This window comes from Candidatus Alkanophaga liquidiphilum (assembly GCF_053996935.1).
Genome location: NZ_JBMXYC010000001.1, coordinates 1 through 17,310, shown reverse-complemented (window position 1 = coordinate 17,310; position 17,310 = coordinate 1). Strand labels below are relative to the sequence as shown.

General features: G+C 53.0%; 20 protein-coding genes, 1 tRNA gene and 1 other RNA gene. 8 read left to right on the top strand and 14 right to left on the bottom strand.

Annotation, left to right across the window (positions count from 1 at the left end):
- The 12 genes from ACXJJA_RS00110 to ffs all read right to left on the bottom strand — a co-directional run.
- Window positions 1-288 (bottom strand): phospholipase D-like domain-containing protein (locus ACXJJA_RS00110; protein WP_456486192.1); only part of this gene is annotated, 288 nt, incomplete at its 3' end.
- A 173-nt stretch (window positions 289-461) separates the two neighbouring features.
- Window positions 462-2,123 carry a methionine--tRNA ligase gene (gene metG, locus ACXJJA_RS00105; RefSeq protein ID WP_456486191.1) on the bottom strand — a complete coding sequence of 554 codons (1,662 nt, stop codon included), beginning with the start codon at window positions 2,121-2,123 and terminating at the stop codon, window positions 462-464.
- Window positions 2,124-2,152: 29 nt separating this feature from the next.
- Window positions 2,153-2,335 (bottom strand): hypothetical protein, encoded by a 183-nt coding sequence (locus tag ACXJJA_RS00100; RefSeq protein WP_456486190.1) that lies wholly within the window; start codon window positions 2,333-2,335, stop codon window positions 2,153-2,155.
- Between the two features lie 205 nt (window positions 2,336-2,540).
- Window positions 2,541-3,011, bottom strand: a complete 471-nt coding sequence (locus ACXJJA_RS00095) for a metal-dependent transcriptional regulator (RefSeq protein WP_456486189.1) — start codon at window positions 3,009-3,011, stop codon at window positions 2,541-2,543.
- Window positions 3,012-3,036: 25 nt separating this feature from the next.
- Window positions 3,037-3,468, bottom strand: coding sequence for a hypothetical protein (locus ACXJJA_RS00090; RefSeq protein ID WP_498038912.1), 432 nt, complete (start codon window positions 3,466-3,468; stop codon window positions 3,037-3,039).
- A gap of 18 nt (window positions 3,469-3,486) precedes the next feature.
- On the bottom strand, window positions 3,487-4,794 hold the full coding sequence (gene feoB / locus ACXJJA_RS00085) for a ferrous iron transport protein B (RefSeq protein WP_456486187.1): 1,308 nt from the start codon (window positions 4,792-4,794) through the stop codon (window positions 3,487-3,489).
- Between the two features lie 11 nt (window positions 4,795-4,805).
- Window positions 4,806-5,471: a FeoB small GTPase domain-containing protein gene (locus tag ACXJJA_RS00080; RefSeq protein WP_456486186.1), complete on the bottom strand. Its 666-nt coding sequence runs from the start codon at window positions 5,469-5,471 to the stop codon at window positions 4,806-4,808.
- On the bottom strand, window positions 5,468-5,797 hold the full coding sequence (locus tag ACXJJA_RS00075) for a FeoA family protein (RefSeq protein ID WP_456486185.1): 330 nt from the start codon (window positions 5,795-5,797) through the stop codon (window positions 5,468-5,470). The genes ACXJJA_RS00080 and ACXJJA_RS00075 overlap by 4 nt, the downstream gene beginning before the upstream one ends.
- Window positions 5,798-5,961: 164 nt before the next feature.
- On the bottom strand, window positions 5,962-6,249 hold the full coding sequence (locus ACXJJA_RS00070) for a hypothetical protein (protein ID WP_456486184.1): 288 nt from the start codon (window positions 6,247-6,249) through the stop codon (window positions 5,962-5,964).
- Between the two features lie 129 nt (window positions 6,250-6,378).
- Window positions 6,379-6,798: a metal-dependent transcriptional regulator gene (locus ACXJJA_RS00065; RefSeq protein WP_456486183.1), complete on the bottom strand. Its 420-nt coding sequence runs from the start codon at window positions 6,796-6,798 to the stop codon at window positions 6,379-6,381.
- Window positions 6,799-6,877: 79 nt separating this feature from the next.
- On the bottom strand, window positions 6,878-8,038 hold the full coding sequence (gene endA / locus ACXJJA_RS00060; protein WP_456486182.1) for a tRNA-intron lyase: 1,161 nt from the start codon (window positions 8,036-8,038) through the stop codon (window positions 6,878-6,880).
- A 25-nt stretch (window positions 8,039-8,063) separates the two neighbouring features.
- Window positions 8,064-8,375, bottom strand: an RNA gene (gene ffs, locus ACXJJA_RS00055) — signal recognition particle sRNA.
- Between the two features lie 130 nt (window positions 8,376-8,505).
- On the opposite strand from ffs, the gene yjjX reads away from it, so the two are divergent.
- From yjjX to ACXJJA_RS00035, 4 genes are all read left to right on the top strand, one after another.
- Window positions 8,506-9,036, top strand: a complete 531-nt coding sequence (gene yjjX / locus ACXJJA_RS00050; protein ID WP_456486181.1) for an inosine/xanthosine triphosphatase — start codon at window positions 8,506-8,508, stop codon at window positions 9,034-9,036.
- A gap of 178 nt (window positions 9,037-9,214) precedes the next feature.
- Entirely contained in the window at window positions 9,215-10,456 is a 1,242-nt protein-coding gene (gene dnaG, locus ACXJJA_RS00045) for a DNA primase DnaG (RefSeq protein WP_456486180.1), read from the top strand.
- The gene (locus ACXJJA_RS00040) at window positions 10,453-11,604 is read left to right on the top strand and encodes a metallophosphoesterase family protein (RefSeq protein ID WP_456486179.1); all 1,152 of its coding nucleotides are present in this window, start codon (window positions 10,453-10,455) and stop codon (window positions 11,602-11,604) included. Before dnaG ends, ACXJJA_RS00040 begins: the two co-directional genes overlap by 4 nt.
- Before the next feature lie 12 nt (window positions 11,605-11,616).
- Window positions 11,617-11,689 (top strand) — tRNA-Arg (locus tag ACXJJA_RS00035).
- A gap of 411 nt (window positions 11,690-12,100) precedes the next feature.
- Here the strand turns inward: ACXJJA_RS00035 and sat are convergent.
- Together sat and ACXJJA_RS00025 are read right to left on the bottom strand one after the other, a co-directional pair.
- Window positions 12,101-13,258, bottom strand: coding sequence for a sulfate adenylyltransferase (gene sat / locus ACXJJA_RS00030; RefSeq protein ID WP_456486178.1), 1,158 nt, complete (start codon window positions 13,256-13,258; stop codon window positions 12,101-12,103).
- Window positions 13,259-13,275: 17 nt separating this feature from the next.
- Complete coding sequence (locus ACXJJA_RS00025) at window positions 13,276-13,503, bottom strand: CopG family transcriptional regulator (RefSeq protein ID WP_456486177.1); 228 nt, start codon at window positions 13,501-13,503, stop codon at window positions 13,276-13,278.
- 337 nt (window positions 13,504-13,840) lie between these two features.
- Here ACXJJA_RS00025 and ACXJJA_RS00020 point away from each other — a divergent pair, with 337 nt between their 5' ends.
- From ACXJJA_RS00020 to ACXJJA_RS00005, 4 genes are all read left to right on the top strand, one after another.
- Window positions 13,841-14,014: a hypothetical protein gene (locus tag ACXJJA_RS00020; protein WP_456486176.1), complete on the top strand. Its 174-nt coding sequence runs from the start codon at window positions 13,841-13,843 to the stop codon at window positions 14,012-14,014.
- Between the two features lie 184 nt (window positions 14,015-14,198).
- Window positions 14,199-15,638 carry a tetraether lipid synthase Tes gene (gene tes, locus ACXJJA_RS00015; RefSeq protein ID WP_456486175.1) on the top strand — a complete coding sequence of 480 codons (1,440 nt, stop codon included), beginning with the start codon at window positions 14,199-14,201 and terminating at the stop codon, window positions 15,636-15,638.
- Entirely contained in the window at window positions 15,638-16,498 is an 861-nt protein-coding gene (gene artA / locus ACXJJA_RS00010) for an archaeosortase A (protein ID WP_456486174.1), read from the top strand. Before tes ends, artA begins: the two co-directional genes overlap by 1 nt.
- Window positions 16,499-16,574: 76 nt before the next feature.
- The coding region (locus tag ACXJJA_RS00005; RefSeq protein ID WP_456486173.1) for a hypothetical protein at window positions 16,575-17,310 on the top strand (736 nt) is incomplete at its 3' end.

Genomic DNA, 17,310 nt, shown 5'->3' with positions numbered 1-17,310 from the left:
TAAATCTTCTATCATTCTCTGCTTGAATAGCTCTCTTAACTTATAGCCTGCTACCAGTTCCTCTTTTGTAGGATATGTAGTTTCATTGCCCATCACAATTTTTAAGAGCGGAGTGTTAGGAATATTATCTGGAAAATCATCTTTAACTAATGAGAAACCGCTCAGAAAGAAATATCCTATAGCAAACCTTGCTTCCTTTGACTTTTTGAGTTGGTCTTTTATGACTTGTATTAACTCCCTCCCAGGGCTGTTGTCTATTATGTTTGGAGCTATTTCATTATTCTTCATAATTTACACCTCTTAAGAGCGGGGTTCGGGATTTTGGACAACGACTGTTATACGATATTTGGATTTACATTTATTATTTTTTTGTTAGTGTGCTGGTTAGACATAATTTCAGCCTTGGTTGCAGCGTTGCTTGTCTTGCATTATCTGCATGCGCATTTTGCACGTTAATTTCATTATCTTGGAAGCTTGCTTTCAAGCGTCGCCACGACGTCGTCGCCGACTTTTGGGAAGAGGATTTTCGGCTTTTTGAGCTTCTGTCCTATCTTTATCTCGACGAGCGCCTCATCAAGCGGCGCAGCATGCACGTCGCCTTCCATGCCGAGGAACTCCCAGACTTTCTCCATTTTACTCGGCATTACAGGCTCTAAGAAAATGGCAGTTGCCTTTATGATTTGAAGAACACTTCTCACGACGCTCTTGCCCTTTCGCACGTCTTCATCACCGCTTTTTACCAAATGCCACGGCTCGCTCTGCTGGAAGATAGTGTTTCCGAGACTTGCGAGATTCATCGCTGAGTCCACAAGCTTCTTGAACTCATACTCTTCCAAAGCTTCTAAAATCGCCTCCTTTGTGTTCTTTATCGCTGTAAAAACGTCTTCTGAAATTTCACCGTCAGGAACCGCTCCGAAGTTCCTATAAGCGAACGAAATAACCCTGTGTATTAAATTCCCAAGGATTGCCGCAAGCTCATTATTCACACGTTCTTGGAAAACGCGCCATGAAAAATCCAATTCTTTGGTATGGGAGGTGTATGCTACGAGATAATAGCGGAGCGTGTCCGCATCGAACTTCTCTAAGAATTCTTTCGTCCAAACGACGTTACCTCTCGTCTTTGATAGTGGCTTGCCATTAATCGTGACCATGCCGGAGGCAACGACGGCATCCGGCGTTGAATACCCGGCGCCTTTCAACATCGCTGGCCAGAAAATGCAGTGGTGGTATATAATGTCGGCGCCTATGAAATGGATGATAGCACCGTCACCCTTCCAGAAAGCTCGCCAGTCGAGATTTCGCATTGCTGAAAGCTCCTCAGTGAATGAGATGTAGCCGATCGGGGCGTCAACCCAGACGTAAACGACGAGGTCGTCACGCCCCGGAAACTTCACGCCCCAATCTAAATTTCGGGTGATGCACCAGTCCCTAAGCTCCCGCTTGACCCATTCTCGTGCGTAATTTCTGGCGTTGTCCGTGCCGTCGAGCGTTTCCAAAAATCCCATGAGGAAATCCTTGAACGCTGAGAGTTTGAAGAAGAAGTGCTCTTGCTCTCTGAACTCCGCCTTCGAGCCGCAGACTTTGCAGACTGGCTCTTTTATCTCGCCGGGCTCGAGATGACGTCCACAGCCTTGGTCGCACTCGTCACCACGAGCGGCAGCGCCGCAATACGGGCAAACGCCCTCAACATATCTATCGGGAAGAAATCTGTCGCAACGAGAGCAGAACGCCAACTTTATACTCCTCGGGTAAACGTAGCCGTTTTTTATCAAAGCTTTAACAATCTCCTGCGTCCTTTTGTGGTTGGTTTCTGCGTCGGTGCTGCCGTAGTGGTCGAAGCTTATGTCAAGCTGCTCGAAGATTTCTTTGAAGTGCTTGTGGTATTCTTCGACAAGTCTCTTCGGCGAAACGCCACGAGCCTCCGCACTTAACACAATGGGCGTGCCATGAGTGTCAGAGCCGCATATGAAGGTTACGTCGTGCCCAAGCTTCCTGAGCACCCGCACGTAAACGTCCGCAGGCACGTAGGTGCGAAGATGTCCGATGTGACACTCACCGTTTACGTAGGGCAGCCCGCATGTCACCAGCATCGGACGCTCAGGTGTTCTGATGTTCGGTTTCATGCCAGTCCCTCGTAGCGTATTTGCGCTTCTTATTTAAAAGCGTCAATGTCGCAGCGGCGTAGAACCCTCCAAAGTCCCAGTGTGTCAAAATTGGCTTCTGCTCCAAAGCCGACGCAGAGTGCCCTTAAGTCTCCGCCCCTCTTTTCAAAAATCAGGGACTTCTCTACGTCGAGAACCAGCATTCCCCCCTCACGCCCAGCGAAAATCGTCATTTATCCGCGGCTCCAAACTCCCCCCTTTTAAATTAGTAAGGGGAAAGCTTCAGCTCGTCAGGACCTATCAATTGCCTCTTTGTTGCTTTCTCCTTGATAACATTCTACCTGTTTAACGAAGTGATAACCGAACAAGCGATCCGACGATGAGCTAAAAACACGCTCGCCCCGCAAGGCAAACAAGAGCGGCAAACAAAACAAATGGCTAATTCGCATCATCGGGTTTAGCTTTACACTTATGCTCGCCGGTCTTGACGTAATGCTCGAAGTGTTCGAGCCATTCTGGGTTTTGCTGTGGAGCATTCTGGACGAACTCTACGAACTTCGTGAGACGCTCCAATGTTTCCGGATGGACGTTATGCTCGATTCGGCAAGCATCCCGCTCTGCAATCTCGCACTCGACGCCGAGAATCCTTAAAAAGTTCGCAATAGTCTCATGCTTCTTCTGAACAGCTCTCGCAATCCTTTCGCCTTCAGCAGTGAGCGTGAAGCCCCGGTACTTTTCGTGGACGAGAAGCCCTTTCTCGCTCAACTTCTTCACCATCTCGGTCACCGTCGGCGGGCGGACGTTCAGACGCTCTGCAATCTCGATAATCCTCGCATACCCTTTTTTGCTTATCAGGTCATAGATTGCCTCGAGGTAGTCCTCAGCCCGTTCGGTTGCTTTCTCTTCCATTTTATTTAGTTTGTTATCAATTTGCTTAAGAGTTGCTCTTAGGGGTGACACCGCCCAAAGCCCCCCGCCGCAGATGCGGAAGAATGGCGACTGCGACGAGCGAAAGCCAGACCTCCGGTCTAATTTCGGCGAGCAACGAGAACTCTTCTAACTCACCAAGCGCATACATGAGAGCGTCGGCGCCGGCAATGAGGATGTAGAGAAGCCCGAAGACCAGAGCGAGCGCAACACCGACGATGACAAACGAGATGCCAACCTCCTGCCCATCGAAAAGCTCCTTGGCGCCTAAGAAGAAAGTCGCTGCGATGACGAGCAAGCAGAGACCGCCGAAGACGTCCGCTGGCATTCTTTCTGAAAAACCTGCGACGTTCGCCACTTCGAGCATGCCGAGCGTTGCGTAGAGCGTCCCAAGGACAGCGGCGTAAACCCCCATGCCGATTGGATTTCCAATCTGCATTCTCACAACTACCCCCTCCTAAACAAAAAGAGAACCAATGCCGATGATGACCGCTGCAACGACGTATGCGAGAATCAGCTCGTAGGCGACGAGGAAAAGCGTCCACTTCCAAGAGCCGGTTTCGGTTTTGACGATGCCAAAGGTTGCAAGGCACGGCAAGTATATCAATGTGAACGCCATGAACGCAAACGCCGTGACAGGGGTCATGTGCGCAGCAACCGCAGTCGCAATCCCCTCCTCGCCGGCGACGCCGTATAGAATGCCAAAGGTTTCGACCACGATTTCCTTGGCGAGGAAACCAAAAAGAAGGGCGACTGCGCATTTCCAATCGAAGCCGAGCGGTCTTAGCAATGGCTCAAGCGCATGCCCAAGCATGCCTGCATACGTCACTTCGAGCGGCGCGCCCCACGGGAACGACGCCAACGCCCAAAGGACGATCGCACCTGCAAAAAGAATTGTTGCCGCTTTCTTCAGGAACACGACAGCACGCTGCCACGTTTTAAGGAGGACGCCACGAAGCGTCGGTCGTAGATACGGCGGGAGTTCGAGGATGAAGGGTGCAGGTTTACCTCTGAGCTGTGGGATGGTTTTTCTAAAGAGCAACGCCATGAGGATGGCAAGAGCGATGCCCAGCACATACATGGAGAAGACAGCGGCACCGGCGTAGGCGCCGAAGAATGCGCCTGCGAGCAGCATGTAAACGGGAAGGCGGGCGCTACATGACATCAGTGGGTTTACGAGGATTGTGATGAGCCTGTCGCGCTCGTCGTCGATGACACGGGTTGCCATGATTGCGGGAAGGTTGCAGCCAAAGCCGAGGAGTAGCGGAATGAACGAACGCCCATGCAGTCCGAGGCGATGCATGAGGCGGTCCATGACGAAAGCGGCTCTTGGCAGGTAGCCGGAGTCTTCGAGGACTGCGAGCGCGAGGAACAGGAAGGAAATGGGAAAGATGAAGACAAGAACGAAGCCAAGCCCACCGCAAATGCCGTCAGCCCAAAGGGATGCAAGTGGCGTCCCAGTCTCGCCAACGAGCGAGCCGAGCCAGCCGAAAGCAGCTTCCAGCATCACCATGAATGGCTCAGAGACGGAATATGCAAACTGGAAGACCGCATACATAAGCGTCAGGAATATCGGGATGCCGAGCGCCCGGTGCAAGAAGACATGGTCAAGCATGTCGGTAAGCGTCAGTTTCTCCCCTCTCCTGCGGACGCTCTTCTTGAAAACGTCTTCCGCAACCTCGTAACGCTTTGTAGGCAGCAGAACATCTAAATCCTCACCAAGCTCCCTCGAGAGCTCCTCCCTTATCTTTCTAATTTCCTCCACAATAACCCCTCCTAAATGGACTTCGAAACAAGTTCCTCGACACTCTCGTCGCCCTCAAGGAGTTTAACTGCGAGCCATCTCAGCGGATACCTCCGAGAAAGCTCCTCACATCTCGAAAGTATGGCTTCAATCCGCTTTATCGCCGCTTCGATTTCTTCGCCGAAGTGGAAAGTTACGTGGCGGCGTTTTTGCCTCGCAGCCTCGACGATGGCGTCCTTAAGTTCCTCGATGCCCTCGCCATGAATTGCGACGCACGGCACGACCGGAACGCTGAGAAGCTTTGAAAGCATGCCCGCATCAACCTCGTAACCCTTGGATGCGGCGATGTCCATCATGTTCAACGCAACGACGACCTTCGCCTCTAGCTCAAGCAGCAATAGCGTCAAATACATGTTTCTTTCGAGATTCGAGGCGTCCACGATGTCCACGACGACATCTGGCTTCTCTTCGACGATATAGTTACGAGCGATAAGTTCATCGAGCGAGCGGGCGGTCAGGCTGTAAGTGCCGGGGAGGTCCACAATCTCCATATCGACGCCATGGTGCGTGCAGCGCCCTACCTTTTTCTCGATGGTTACGCCCGGCCAGTTCCCGACATGCTGACGAGCACCTGTCAAGCTGTTAAAAATCACGGTCTTGCCCACGTTAGGATTCCCGACCAACGCCACTTTTATCATGAACGCCCCCTCCCGTCTTTCAGGGTTTTGGTTTGCGACTCGACACTCTTCGCAGCCTCAACACCAAGAGGGGCTGCAGTCTTGCTGCTTTCGCTCCCGCCGACATGCACGAGCACGTTTTCAGCTTCGGCGCGGCGCAGCGAAAGCTCATAGCCCTTAAGTCTGAACTCCACGGGGTCGCCGAGGGGCGCAACCCGCACAACCTCAATCTCAGTGCCGGAAACAATTCCCATGTCAAGGATACGACGACGCAGCTTTCGCTCGCCGACAACCCTGACGACGACGCCCCGCTCGCCGGGACGCAGCTCGCTCAGCCACCGTTCCATGATTTAGAGAGCGACGTTAGGCACTAAACAAGGCTTCCCTAACAATTTTCGGATTTCTGAATTTTCCTAAGATGTAGCTCGGCGGGCGCCGCGAGCTTCTCAGCGGAAGTCTCTACGGCATTCACGGAGGCGTCGTTGAAAATGGAGAGCGCAGTTTTGAAAGCTCAGTAATGTTCGTTCTGAGCCTCTAGGATTTTGACAGCCTCGCTGATGTTCGGGCTTGCGATTTCGAGGACGCCAAGCATGACTAGAAACGGAGGACTCACGTTATTAACAGCAGCCTCGACAGCCACCGTCCAATTCACGCTGGAGTGCCGTGCGAACGGCGAGTAGGAATAAATCACAGCCACGGTAACTGGTGACGTTAGCACGCACGCCGCCCCGCTCTTCCTCTTCATTCGCATCCTTAGCAGCGGTGGACGTAACTGCCGTAGTCGCAACGCCTCCAACACGCACAGAATTTATCTTTCGTATCTCTCCCATGGTTTCATCGAAAGCACTTCACTTTTAGGGCGTGAAAAAAGAATTCCTTAAGGTCGTTAAGCTCGGACTAGGAAATCAGCTATTTAGATTTGGCGGAGCTACCGAATTCGTATCAGTCGCCTTGCGTCACCACGAAACCCTCCTTGCGTCACCACGAAACGCTTTATCAGGAGAATGGTCTCAGGGCGCAACTCGTGCTCCATGACGTGCGCCTCCTCTTCGATGACGTTTTCAGCGACGCCGATGAGCCGCAGGAGCGCAACTACGGCATCATGCCGCTCTTTCACTACCTCGGCGATCTTCCGCCCTTCTTCGGTGAGGGTGATGCCGTCGTGCTTCCGATATTCGATGAGACGGAGGGCATTGAGCTTCTGAAGCATCTCCACCACGCTTGGCGGCTTCACGTTAAGAACACTCGCAACGTCTTTGACCCTGACGTAGCCCTTATCCTCTACCACTTCTAAGATGACCCGAAGGTAGTCTTCAGCCCGCTTACTTAACCCCCATCGCCGCCCCATCTCACAATTTTAACCTTGCCTAAATATATTAAGTATTCCTAAGTTCATGCCCATTACATCTCGTCACAGCACCGGCGAGTTAAAGCTTCACCCTGCCCACGCCCACATATTTAATGCGGCTGCTGCCCGTCTTCTCAGTAACGCCCTCCGCGGCGGTGGCATCAGCGGTATCCTCGTAGGCGAAAACCATCTGCTTGCGGACGCTTTGCGCAAGGCGGACTGCTCTCGAAAGCTCAGGCATGAAGAAAATGTGTTCTCGGGGGACGACGTGCACGAGGTATTTCGAGTGTGGCTGCTCCATGCGCTCGTAAACTCTGAAGTGCGAGCCGAACTTGAAACCGGTCTTCACTATCAGCCTCCGTTCCCGCAGGTCTTCGTAAACTGCGTATTTGCTCTCAAAATCCTTTTCTATGCTGCTTGCCAGCCCTACAAACTCTTTAAAGCTGAGGAGCTTGCCGCTTGCATCTTCCACCGTTATTCTACCTCCCTTTAGCAGGTATGCCGCCTCCACCAGCGACAACTGCAAACGCCCGCCGGAAAGCTTCCCAAACCACTCTGTTTCATAAAGCCGCTTCGCTACGGCTTTGTCCCAAACGACTACTCGGTCTTCGAGGAGGCTCGCCCTCGCTGGCGTTCTCGCGGGCATCTTTGCCGGCGGTGGTGTTGAGGTGTCAACGCCCCTCGCTGCCGCACCCTTCAGCATTTCATCTTCATCGTCGCAGCGCACGCAGGTAGCCTTACCGCCGCCGCACCCAAGTTCCAACTCCTTAGCCTCGTAGAAAGTGACTTCGCTCTCCTCGTCCACGATGGCAATGATGAGCGACTTCCGCATATTCCTTGCCCTCTCTAAATGTCCGACAAGCTCCGTCATGGGAATAGGTGTTCTCTCGGAGACCACCAGCACCGAATACTTGGAGGGCTTCTCCCCGGGCTTACTGCCCCGCGAGTAGAGTCTGAAGTTCAGGGCGCTCGGCTTCACGTAGTAGCCCCGCTCCCGCAAGTCTTTGTAAACCAGATACCGCAGCTCGAACCCCGGAGAGCGTTCCAGAGCTATTTTAAAAAATTCTTCCAAGTTTAAATTCCTGCCTTGCTCCTTGACTAAAATCTTACTCTTTTCAAGCAAGTATGCAGCCTCTTCAAGAGTAAGCACGATGTTGTCCCCTTTTTTCCTGCCGTAGCCTCTCGGCAGCTCGCCCCTGAGCGTTACGACAATGCCCACAAGCTCGCCTTCTTCCGACACGCTCCTAACCTCGTTAGAATACTGGGTGCGGGCACGCTCTCGGTGGGCTCCATTACCGCAACGCCGCCACAGGGCGTCGCTCAGCACCGCTACCCCACGAGCGCCGACCGTCCACGGTGGGTCTGCTCCCTTCCGGGCCTAAACCGGTGCCCGTGGCGAAGGCGTGCGACAAGCCCTCCAGCCAGCCGCCACGCCAACGGCAGCCCCGCAGGACGATGCCTCACCGTTAAGCCCTGCGTGACGCCACGGCAAGCGGAAGCCGCCCTCGAGCTTCGCCCCCCGCATCTCGACGGTTTCGGGTCACAGGGGACGCCGAGCCCCCCGGGCTAGCCCGCACCCATATATAGTTCGGCAACGCCTCAAATAAACCTGCCGCCGAATCATGGGGGGCAATTAAGATGGAGTCGAAGAAGGTAATATGGTCCAAAGCACGTATAGCACTATAATATGCGAGAGCAGGTGATCTTGTGCGGGTGAGAGTTGCCGTCGGTTCAAATAACCCTGTAAAGATAAAGGCTGTGGAGCGGGCGTTCTCGCACTTCTACAATGCCGTCGTGGAGAGCGTCGCAGCGCCTTCCGGCGTCTCCCGCCAACCTTTCGGTGACGACACTATAAAGGGTGCGGTGAACAGGGCGACGTTCGCATTAAAGGCGACTGCGTCGGACCTCGGCGTCGGCATCGAGGCAGGGCTCTTCCCAGTGCACGGCACGCTCACTGGCTACGTCGACGTCCAATGGTGTGCCATCGCCGACCGCTATGGCAGAATCACGCTCGGTTGCGGTCCGGGCTTCGAGCACCCGCCACCCATCATAAGGAGGGTGCTTGAGGGCGTTGAGGTTGGAGACGCTATGGAAACGCTCACTGGCATCAGGGACATAGGAGCGAACATCGGCGCCGTCGGATTCCTCACGAAAAGCATTCTCACACGAGAGACGATCACTGAGCATTGCGTCCTCATGGCACTTATCCCAAGGATAAACAAGGAATTGTATTGGTGAGTATTGGTGCCCCCTATGCTCTTTTGCGCATCCCGCTCGGCTCAATAATACCTACCGCTGCGGTGTAGTCTTGCCATCCTGCAACAAACCGCCCCAGCGGCTTTTAGTAAAGAATTTATTACACAAATACAAACAGAAAATTAAAACCAGATGTTCATCTCCTCTGGGAGGGTTTGAATTGCAGGATATTGATACCACGAAATACGTCATTCACGCTAACATCCATGCTGAGGGCGTGGTTGAGAAATCGGACGTCATAGGCGCAATATTCGGACAGACCGAGGGGTTGCTCGGCGACGAGCTCGACCTCAGGGACCTGCAGCGGAGCGGACGCATAGGCAGAATAGAGGTGAATATCGAGTCGAAGGGCGGGAAGTCCAGCGGCACCATCGAAATACCCTCAAGCCTCGACAAGGTCGAAACCGCAATACTGGCGGCGGCACTTGAGACCATCGAGCGGGTTGGCCCCTGCATCGCCCGCATTTCCGTCACGAGAATCGAGGACGTGCGGGAGACGAAGAGAAAGAGAATAGTGAACCGGGCGAAGCACCTCTTGCGGGAGAAATTTGACGAGGGCGTTGATAGTCAAGAACTGATGGAAGAAGTGAAGCAGTCGTTAAGAGTCGAAGAGGTTACATACTACAAAGGCTTGCCAGCAGGCCCCAACATCGAGGACTCCGACGCCATCATCATCGTGGAGGGGCGGGCTGACGTCATAAACCTGCTGAAATACGGCATCAAGAACGTGATAGCTGTCGAGGGCACGAACATTCCGCCTGTAATAAGTAAGCTCTGCAAGACGAAAACTGCTACCGCTTTCATAGACGGCGACCGTGGTGGCGAGCTGCTTCTGAAAGAGCTTATGCAGGTCGCAGACATCGACTACGTCGCAGTTGCGCCCGAAGGGAAGGGCGTGGAGGAATTGTCATACAAGGAAGTAATGAAGGCGCTACGCAACAAGACGCCAATAGAGCAGCTTGAATACCTCAGGGGGCGAAGGCTGCAGAGACGTAGGCGGGAGGAGTTTGCGGGGTTTGAGGTTTGGGAGCCTCAGGAAAACGATGCAGGCATGAAAGCCGACGTTACGCCTGCAGCAGCGACGGCAGCAATGGCAGCGACGGTTGCAGAAAAACGGCTGGGCCTCAGCGAGCACTTAAGAGAGCTGAACGGCACTTTTAACGCAAGATTCCTTGACGCCGCCGGGAATGTCGTTCGAGAGGTGGCGGTGCGGGACCTCGTCGAAGAGCTGAAGAACGCTGACGCTGCAGTCAAAGGCATCGTCTTCGACGGTGTGGTCACGCAACGCATCGTGGATATAGCTGCGGAGAAAAACTTAGAATACATAGTCGGCATGAAGCTCGGTAGTGTCGTGAAGGTTCCCGTCTCGCTAAAAATCATGACGAGTGCTGACTTGAAATGAGGCTCGCGCACATCTCAGACACGCACCTCGGCTTCAGGCAGTATAACCTGGAAGAGCGAGAGCAGGACTTCTACGACGCTTTCGCCGAGGCTGTCGAGAGAGCTTTGGAAGAGCGTGTTGCTGCATTCATACACGCCGGCGACCTCTTCGACACGCCACAGCCGCCGATACGTGCGCTGCACGTGTTCAAAAATTGCATCCGTCGTATAAGGGATGCCGGCGTGCGGTTTTATGCGGTGCTTGGCGATCACGACACGCCGAAACGCCGAGGCATGCCGCCGCATACCCTTTTTGACATCCACATCCTCGGCACGAACGGAACGCTGCAGCATACCATCCTGCGTGAAAGCGGCGAGGAAGTGCTGCTGGCGGGCATTTCGAACTTGAAGGGCAGGAGAGTGCAAAATCTTAATGAGGAGCTGAGAAAGTTCGACCGCTTGGCAAGCGGCTACGAAAACGCAGTGCTCGTAGCACATCAAGCCGTGAAACGATTTTTACCGTTTGAGGGAGCTTACGAGCTTGAAGACGAGTCTTTACCTAAGCTCGCAACCTATTACGCCTTCGGGCACATACACGCAAGGACCACGCTCAATTTCGGCAGGGGGCTGTTTGCATATGCGGGCTCCACAGAAATAACAAGCAGGGACGAAATTCCTGTCTGGGAGGAACGCGGGAAAGGCTTTTTCATCGTTGACGTCGAGCGTGGCGGAGTTGATGTCCATAGCATTAACCTCGATATAAGACCGCAGGTGAACGTGAATGTCAGGGCTGACGCATTAGAAGAGGTGCTTAAAGTGCTCGCAGCTCACAGGAAGAAACCAGTTCTACATGTGCTCGTCGAGACCGAACGGGAAAATAAGACCTTTATCGTCGAACGGCTCAAGAAGCTCGTCTCTGGCAAAGTCCTGTATCTACGTCCCCTCTTTGTAACAAAAAATGTGCAAGAGAGAGTTATAAAAGTGAAAGAAAGCGACAAAGAAGATATGATAAAACAGTTTTTGTCTACACTTTTAAAGGATGAAACACTTGTGCAACTCTCCATGGAACTTTATATGAGACTTTCCGAAAATGACATCAATGCGGCGCTCGCCGAGGCAGACGAGTCCTTTAAGAGCATGCTGTCCCGTAAACAACTTATAAATCCGTAGCTCATAATGTATGGGGTCGTGGGGTAGCGGACTATCCTAGCGGGCTTCGGACCCGCTGACCTGGGTTCAAATCCCAGCGACTCCGCTCTTATATTATTTCAGACTTAGATTGCTCCAAGGGGAGAAAATATTTGTATGTCTGCAGCCATTGCGAGAGGAGAAGCGGACCCGAGAGCTGCTCAGTAAGCCGGATGGCGAACTGGAGAGCAATAGGAGTTTGTGGATTTATCCATAAGATGGTTTGGGGGAGACGGGGTAGTTAGTTAATTTTCATACTTTGAGGTTGTAGAAATATGTTAAACGAGCCCAGGGCTATAAGCTCTGGCAGGGGCTATGGTGAGCCAGCCCGGACACGCCGTGAAGCCAAAGCTCCGGAGCGGTGCGCCTTAGTTCGACGGAGAGACTTAAGCTCCCGACTTCGGTCGTGGAGTAGCTTACCAACTTTTCCCGAACCCCACAAACCAAGCGTTGAGTTGCCGCTTACCCCTGCGGCTGCTTAAACAAACGGATTTTTCCACTGCTTCACCACTTCTGCAACCTCAGGGCGCATGATTTCGGGCGGCGGCGTTTCCCCTCGCATTAGCATCTCTCTGAGCCTCGTGCCGCTGAAGCTCGTGTGGAACTCCTTGCCGTGCGGGCATATCTTCTCGTTGACTACCGTCATACACTTGCGACAGTAAAAGAATGATTTGAAGAAAACGGGAACGATGCCGAGGTCTGGAAATTCGCTGAAAATTTCCTGGGCGGCGTAAGGCTCGTAGTAGGAGCCGACGCCAGCGTGGTCACGCCCGACGATGAAATGCGTGCAGCCAAAGTTTTTCCTGACGATTGCATGGTGTATAGCTTCTCTCGGACCGGCGTAGCGCATTTCCATCGGCAGTATGCTCATAACTGCATTTTCCTTCAAGTAATAGTTACGAAGGAGCGCCTCGTAGGCTGCGAGAATCACTTCGTCTTTGAAGTCCCCACTTTTCTTCTTTCCAATGACCGGGTTTATGAAGATGCCATCAACGAAGGTGAGCGCCGTCTTCTGCACGTATTCATGACCAAGGTGCGGCACGTTCCTTGTCTGGAAACCAGCAACGCTCCGCCAGCCTCGCTCCTTGAACAACACCCTTGTCTCCACGGGTCGCAAGTAAAATCTTGAAAACGGCGGCTCCACTTTCCCGAACATCTCGATGCTGCCCCCCAGCAGACACTCTCCAAGCCTATAAACCTTAGTGACGCCAGGATGCGCCTTGTCCGTCGTAAGAAAAACTTTTTCCGCAAATTCGCCCTTGTCGTAGCCATAAATGCTTTCGACATGCATCAGAGCGACCTCACGCCCGCCGGCGTCGCAGAGCGTCAGCGTGTCTCCATCTCGGAGTTCGAGACGCCTACGCTCGTCCTCCGAAATGTCAAGAACTATGGGGATTGTCCAAGGCGTGTCATCGGCGAGCCTCTTCTCATAAAGCACGTTCTCAAAGTCACTCTCGCATAAAAATCCCTTTAAAGGGCTGTAAATGCCGTGCGCAATGTTCCTTAAGTCGCTTAAAAGCTCCTCGCCCAACTTTAACCTTGGCAGCTCCTTGGCTTCTCTCTCCGCAGCTTCCTTTCGCCTGCCGCTCAGCGCTCTGTTCACGAGCCGTCCGCCGTGCGGCTTCGGAAGCGACATGCCCTCACCTGCCAACTTTAGTCAAGATAGCCAAGCGCCTTTAACCGCTCTTTCACCTTCTCCTCGTCCTCCTCGGAAAATGGCACTTCCTCCTCTTCCTCCTCCACGACCTCCCGCAGCACATACGTCACGTATGAGGCGACGGACGTGAATTCCGTCCCTTTAATCCGCTCTTCTATCTTTTTGAACAACGACGCAGGTATGGAAACCGTCTTGAATTTCTCCTCCTTCTCTTTTTCGCCCATATTTCCACCTCGTCATCTTGTCAGCTCTTAGACTTGGCCGTCACCGCTCCAACAACGTTCCATTTTAAATTATCAAGGGATATTTAACTTTGTTGCCGGGAAGTCCCGTGAGAGTGGGGAGGAGAGCCGCCCATAACTCACCTATGTTCAGAAAAAACATGGAGGAGCAAGATGCTTAGTTACAGATTCGGATTATATCTCTCAAAGACCTCCGAGCGAATACTAAGCGAGTCCCCTGAGCTCTGCCGCCGCGGCTCTACAATTGTCCGTTCATGGAAATCGAGACGGCTAAGAAGTATGGAAAAAGTTAACGCCGAGAGAGACGCAGTCGTTGACTGTGAATCCGGTGGATGCTTCCAAAAGGACCAAGAGAGATGCAGATTTTAAATCAACTCATTTAAAAAAAGAAGAAGAAAAAATGAGGGGGGCAGGTAGAGCAGTTATAAAAGTAAACTCAAGAGGCACATCGGAAGGATTATCCTTAGACCCCAAGAGGTTACATTTCAGCTAAACAGGATATAAGATTCGGAGCTGGAGCAGCTCTAAGATGCCTGTGGAGCGGGGGTCGCTACGCCTCGTAACCGCAAAAGCGATTGGCGAGGGGCAAGTCCCCTCGTGATGAAGCAGGAAGCCCCTGCCGGGGGGAGTTCACATCGATGTAAACTCGACTGCAAATATCGTTGAAGAGGAGCCCCATGTCAATTAAAATCATAAGAAGGACGCAAAGCCTCTGCCCCACTTGCCTAAATGTCATCCCAGCGGAGCTTTACGAAAACGAGAACGTCATTTACCTACGGAAGCGCTGTGAGAGCCACGGTGAGTTTGAAGATATTTATTGGACAGATGCCGAACTTTACAGACTCTTTGAAGCACGTGATGCGCTTTTAGGCGTGCATCTCCCTAAAACTGCAATTGCGACGGGGACGCCAGCGGAAGTGGAGGAGCGGGGCTGCCCGTTTGACTGCGGACTCTGCGTAAGGCACGAATCGGCAACGACACTTGCGATAATCGACGTTACTGAGCGGTGCAACTTGCGATGTCCGACGTGCTTTGCGGCTGCTGGTGGCGGTAAGGACCCCAACGCTGAAGAGATAAAAGCTGTAATAGACCGACTGAGCAAGTTGCGTCCGAAACCCGCCGGGATTCAGTTCAGCGGCGGTGAGCCGACGCTTCGGGACGACTTGGCGGAGCTCGTTGCGTATGCGAAACGCCGCTTCGAGCACGTTGAGGTGAACACCAATGGATTACGGCTTGCAGAAAGCGCTGAGTATTGTAGAGAACTTGAGACTGCGGGTTTGAGTGTCTTTTATCTCCAGTTCGACGGCATCGGTCCGCAGCCCTACGAAACCCTGCGTGGCAAAAATCTTTGGGACGTGAAGAAGCAAGCGATAGAAAATCATAGGCGGGCGGGCGAACGCCCTGCTATCGTTCTCGTGCCGACAGTCGTGCGTGGCGTCAACGACGGACAGATTGGTGAAATAATCAAATTTGCGGCAGCAAACGCCGACGTGGTGCGTGGCGTGAACTTCCAACCCGTCTCGCTCTGCGGACGCACCTCTTTCGACGTCAGCCGTAGAGTCACAATTCCCGACGTTCTACACGCAGCGGAGCAGCAAACCTCGTTCCTCAAAGCCACAGACTTCTTCCCCGCAAGCATAATGAGCCTGTTTATAACCTCGTGGGGCGGACCACCAGTTGGCTGCCATTTCTGCTGCGGCGCCGTTTCCTATCTCATCGTCGGCGACAGCCATAAAAGCGGCAAGGGCGGCAAACGCAGTAAGATGCCCACGCCGGCGCCGATAACAAGATATTTAAACGTAGAAAGGTTGGCGAGAGGGTATGCTCGCAAGCTCCAGCGTAAGCAGGAAATTTCAACGCTAGACGTTTTAAAGAGCGTTAAGCCTCGTCTGCTCCTCAGCCCCCACTTCCTGCTCGATGCCTTCAGGCTCAAGAGCAAGAAATACGACGATATTAGCGCTCTGCACTTCAAGCTCCTACTCGTCGGCGCCATGCACTTCATGGACGCTTTCAACTTCGACTTGGAAAGAGTCAGGCGCTGCGTCATACATTACGGTTTGCCTGATGGACGTGTCGTGCCGTTCTGCGCATACAACAACATCCACAGGGGGTCCTAATGAGCGGTGCAACGTTTGCGGCGTTGGCAAAGCCAGCACTTGCATTCCTGTCCCTATTTTTCCTCCTACTCGCCTTCAAAAAGGAAAATATGACTATGGCGCTCTCAGGCTGGCTTTTACTCGTCTCTTATTGGCTTATTGAGTTTTTTGCGCTACTTAAAGTTGGAGAATCCTTCGACGCCGCTGTGGCGTTCCTCGTGCTTCTTTTCAGCGCATTGCTTGCGTGGCATGCAGCCACCTGCGAAGACAGCAGCGCTGACGGCGATGACGCTGAAAGGCGTCGGTTCCTGGTGCTGATGGCGAAGGTGAGCTTCATTTGCGGAATGTGTTACTTCCCGTTTTCAGAAATAGAGCCTTTGGGCACACTTTTGATTTATGTGAATGCTGCGCTCGCCGCCACCACTATAAACTTCCTTCACGGCATCGGACTGCTGAGTCTGAGCGTCCGTGTAGAGTTTCCTGCGTTCATCCACGCAGCAGGCATGGCGTTGCCGCCTATCGAGATAATTCTGGCGTGCACCGCCATCCAGAGTATCGTAATATTTACAGGTATCATTTTTGGCGTCGAGGCGCCGCTTAACAAGAAAATAAAGGCGTTTCTCGTTTCTGTTCCTGTGATTTTCGTGTTGAACGTTTTTAGGAACGTCTTCGTCACCGCCGCTTATTTCGGGACGTGGTTCGGGAGTGCCCCCCTCGAAAGCTTCTACATCGCACACCACATCCTCGCAAGAATCTTCGTCCTCGCCACGCTCATAATAATTGCCTATGCGGTCTTTGTCATCCTTCCTGAGACCCTTGACCTCGTAGAAAAGCTGCTAACTCTCCCACTTGGCGGGCGGAGACGTGGCGGCGTCCGTTAGCGTGTCGAGAGCGAAAGTTATTTATAAGGGCTGACGATTTATAACAAAAAATGTTGATTATCCAAGAGGTGCTTCCATGCAAGTCGTAAAGGGGTATGATGATTGGATGCATACGGAGACGGGGCTGTCGCCGTGCTGGGGGTATAACGAGCCCGACGAAGTCCCCGCAAGAGCGGGTCAGATCGACCTTAACGTGTATAACGTCATCGACGAGTGGCTTAATAAGCATCCGAGGGAGAAGGGCGCCCTCGCCCACCGGATAGGAGGAAGGAAAAATAGGACTCAAAGCTTTATGTTCGACTGGTTGAACGGCGGCGCCGCCATATACTGGACGCTCGGGCAATACCCGAAGAGGAAGGGCGAGCGCGCCTGCGTCATTTTTCCCGTTTACAACTTCCACGACCGCCAAGAGTGCGAATACGCCTCCGAAGACTGCGTTAAGTATTATGAGATTTTTAGTAACATCTCCTGGAGCACTTATACCATCGGAAGCTCCCTAACTTGGCACTGGAGCGGCTCGTTCTGGCGGCGAGAAGAGGTCTTCCTCCACGGCTTCCTCACTATTATCATTGCGGCGATGACGAACTACTGTGGGATGAGCAAGCCGATGTGCAACGATGAGAAGATTTTCGAGCTCTGGGAGGAGGCAAAGTGGCGCCGGGCTAAAATCAAAAAGCTGCGGGCGTGGATGAAATTTTTAAAAACGCCGACGCTTTTGAACCTGAGAAGAGCCGAGCTCGAAGCGGCGAAAGCTGACTACTGGCCGTATAGGCGGCTGGTCGAGGTGCGGTGGCCCGAGAAGTACCTCGATG

Excerpts from the sequence above, each read along its gene's own strand:
- ACXJJA_RS00065 (WP_456486183.1), bottom strand. The coding sequence starts at position 6,798 with ATGGGGCGGCGATGGGGGTTAAGTAAGCGGGCTGAAGACTACCTTCGG.
- sat (WP_456486178.1), bottom strand. The coding sequence starts at position 13,258 with ATGTCGCTTCCGAAGCCGCACGGCGGACGGCTCGTGAACAGAGCGCTG.
- tes (WP_456486175.1), top strand. The coding sequence starts at position 14,199 with ATGTCAATTAAAATCATAAGAAGGACGCAAAGCCTCTGCCCCACTTGC.
- ACXJJA_RS00080 (WP_456486186.1), bottom strand. The coding sequence starts at position 5,471 with ATGATAAAAGTGGCGTTGGTCGGGAATCCTAACGTGGGCAAGACCGTG.
- ACXJJA_RS00090 (WP_498038912.1), bottom strand. The coding sequence starts at position 3,468 with ATGCAGATTGGAAATCCAATCGGCATGGGGGTTTACGCCGCTGTCCTT.
- metG (WP_456486191.1), bottom strand. The coding sequence starts at position 2,123 with ATGAAACCGAACATCAGAACACCTGAGCGTCCGATGCTGGTGACATGC.
- ACXJJA_RS00040 (WP_456486179.1), top strand. The coding sequence starts at position 10,453 with ATGAGGCTCGCGCACATCTCAGACACGCACCTCGGCTTCAGGCAGTAT.
- ACXJJA_RS00095 (WP_456486189.1), bottom strand. The coding sequence starts at position 3,011 with ATGGAAGAGAAAGCAACCGAACGGGCTGAGGACTACCTCGAGGCAATC.
- ACXJJA_RS00075 (WP_456486185.1), bottom strand. The coding sequence starts at position 5,797 with ATGGAACGGTGGCTGAGCGAGCTGCGTCCCGGCGAGCGGGGCGTCGTC.
- artA (WP_456486174.1), top strand. The coding sequence starts at position 15,638 with ATGAGCGGTGCAACGTTTGCGGCGTTGGCAAAGCCAGCACTTGCATTC.
- ACXJJA_RS00100 (WP_456486190.1), bottom strand. The coding sequence starts at position 2,335 with ATGACGATTTTCGCTGGGCGTGAGGGGGGAATGCTGGTTCTCGACGTA.
- ACXJJA_RS00025 (WP_456486177.1), bottom strand. The coding sequence starts at position 13,503 with ATGGGCGAAAAAGAGAAGGAGGAGAAATTCAAGACGGTTTCCATACCT.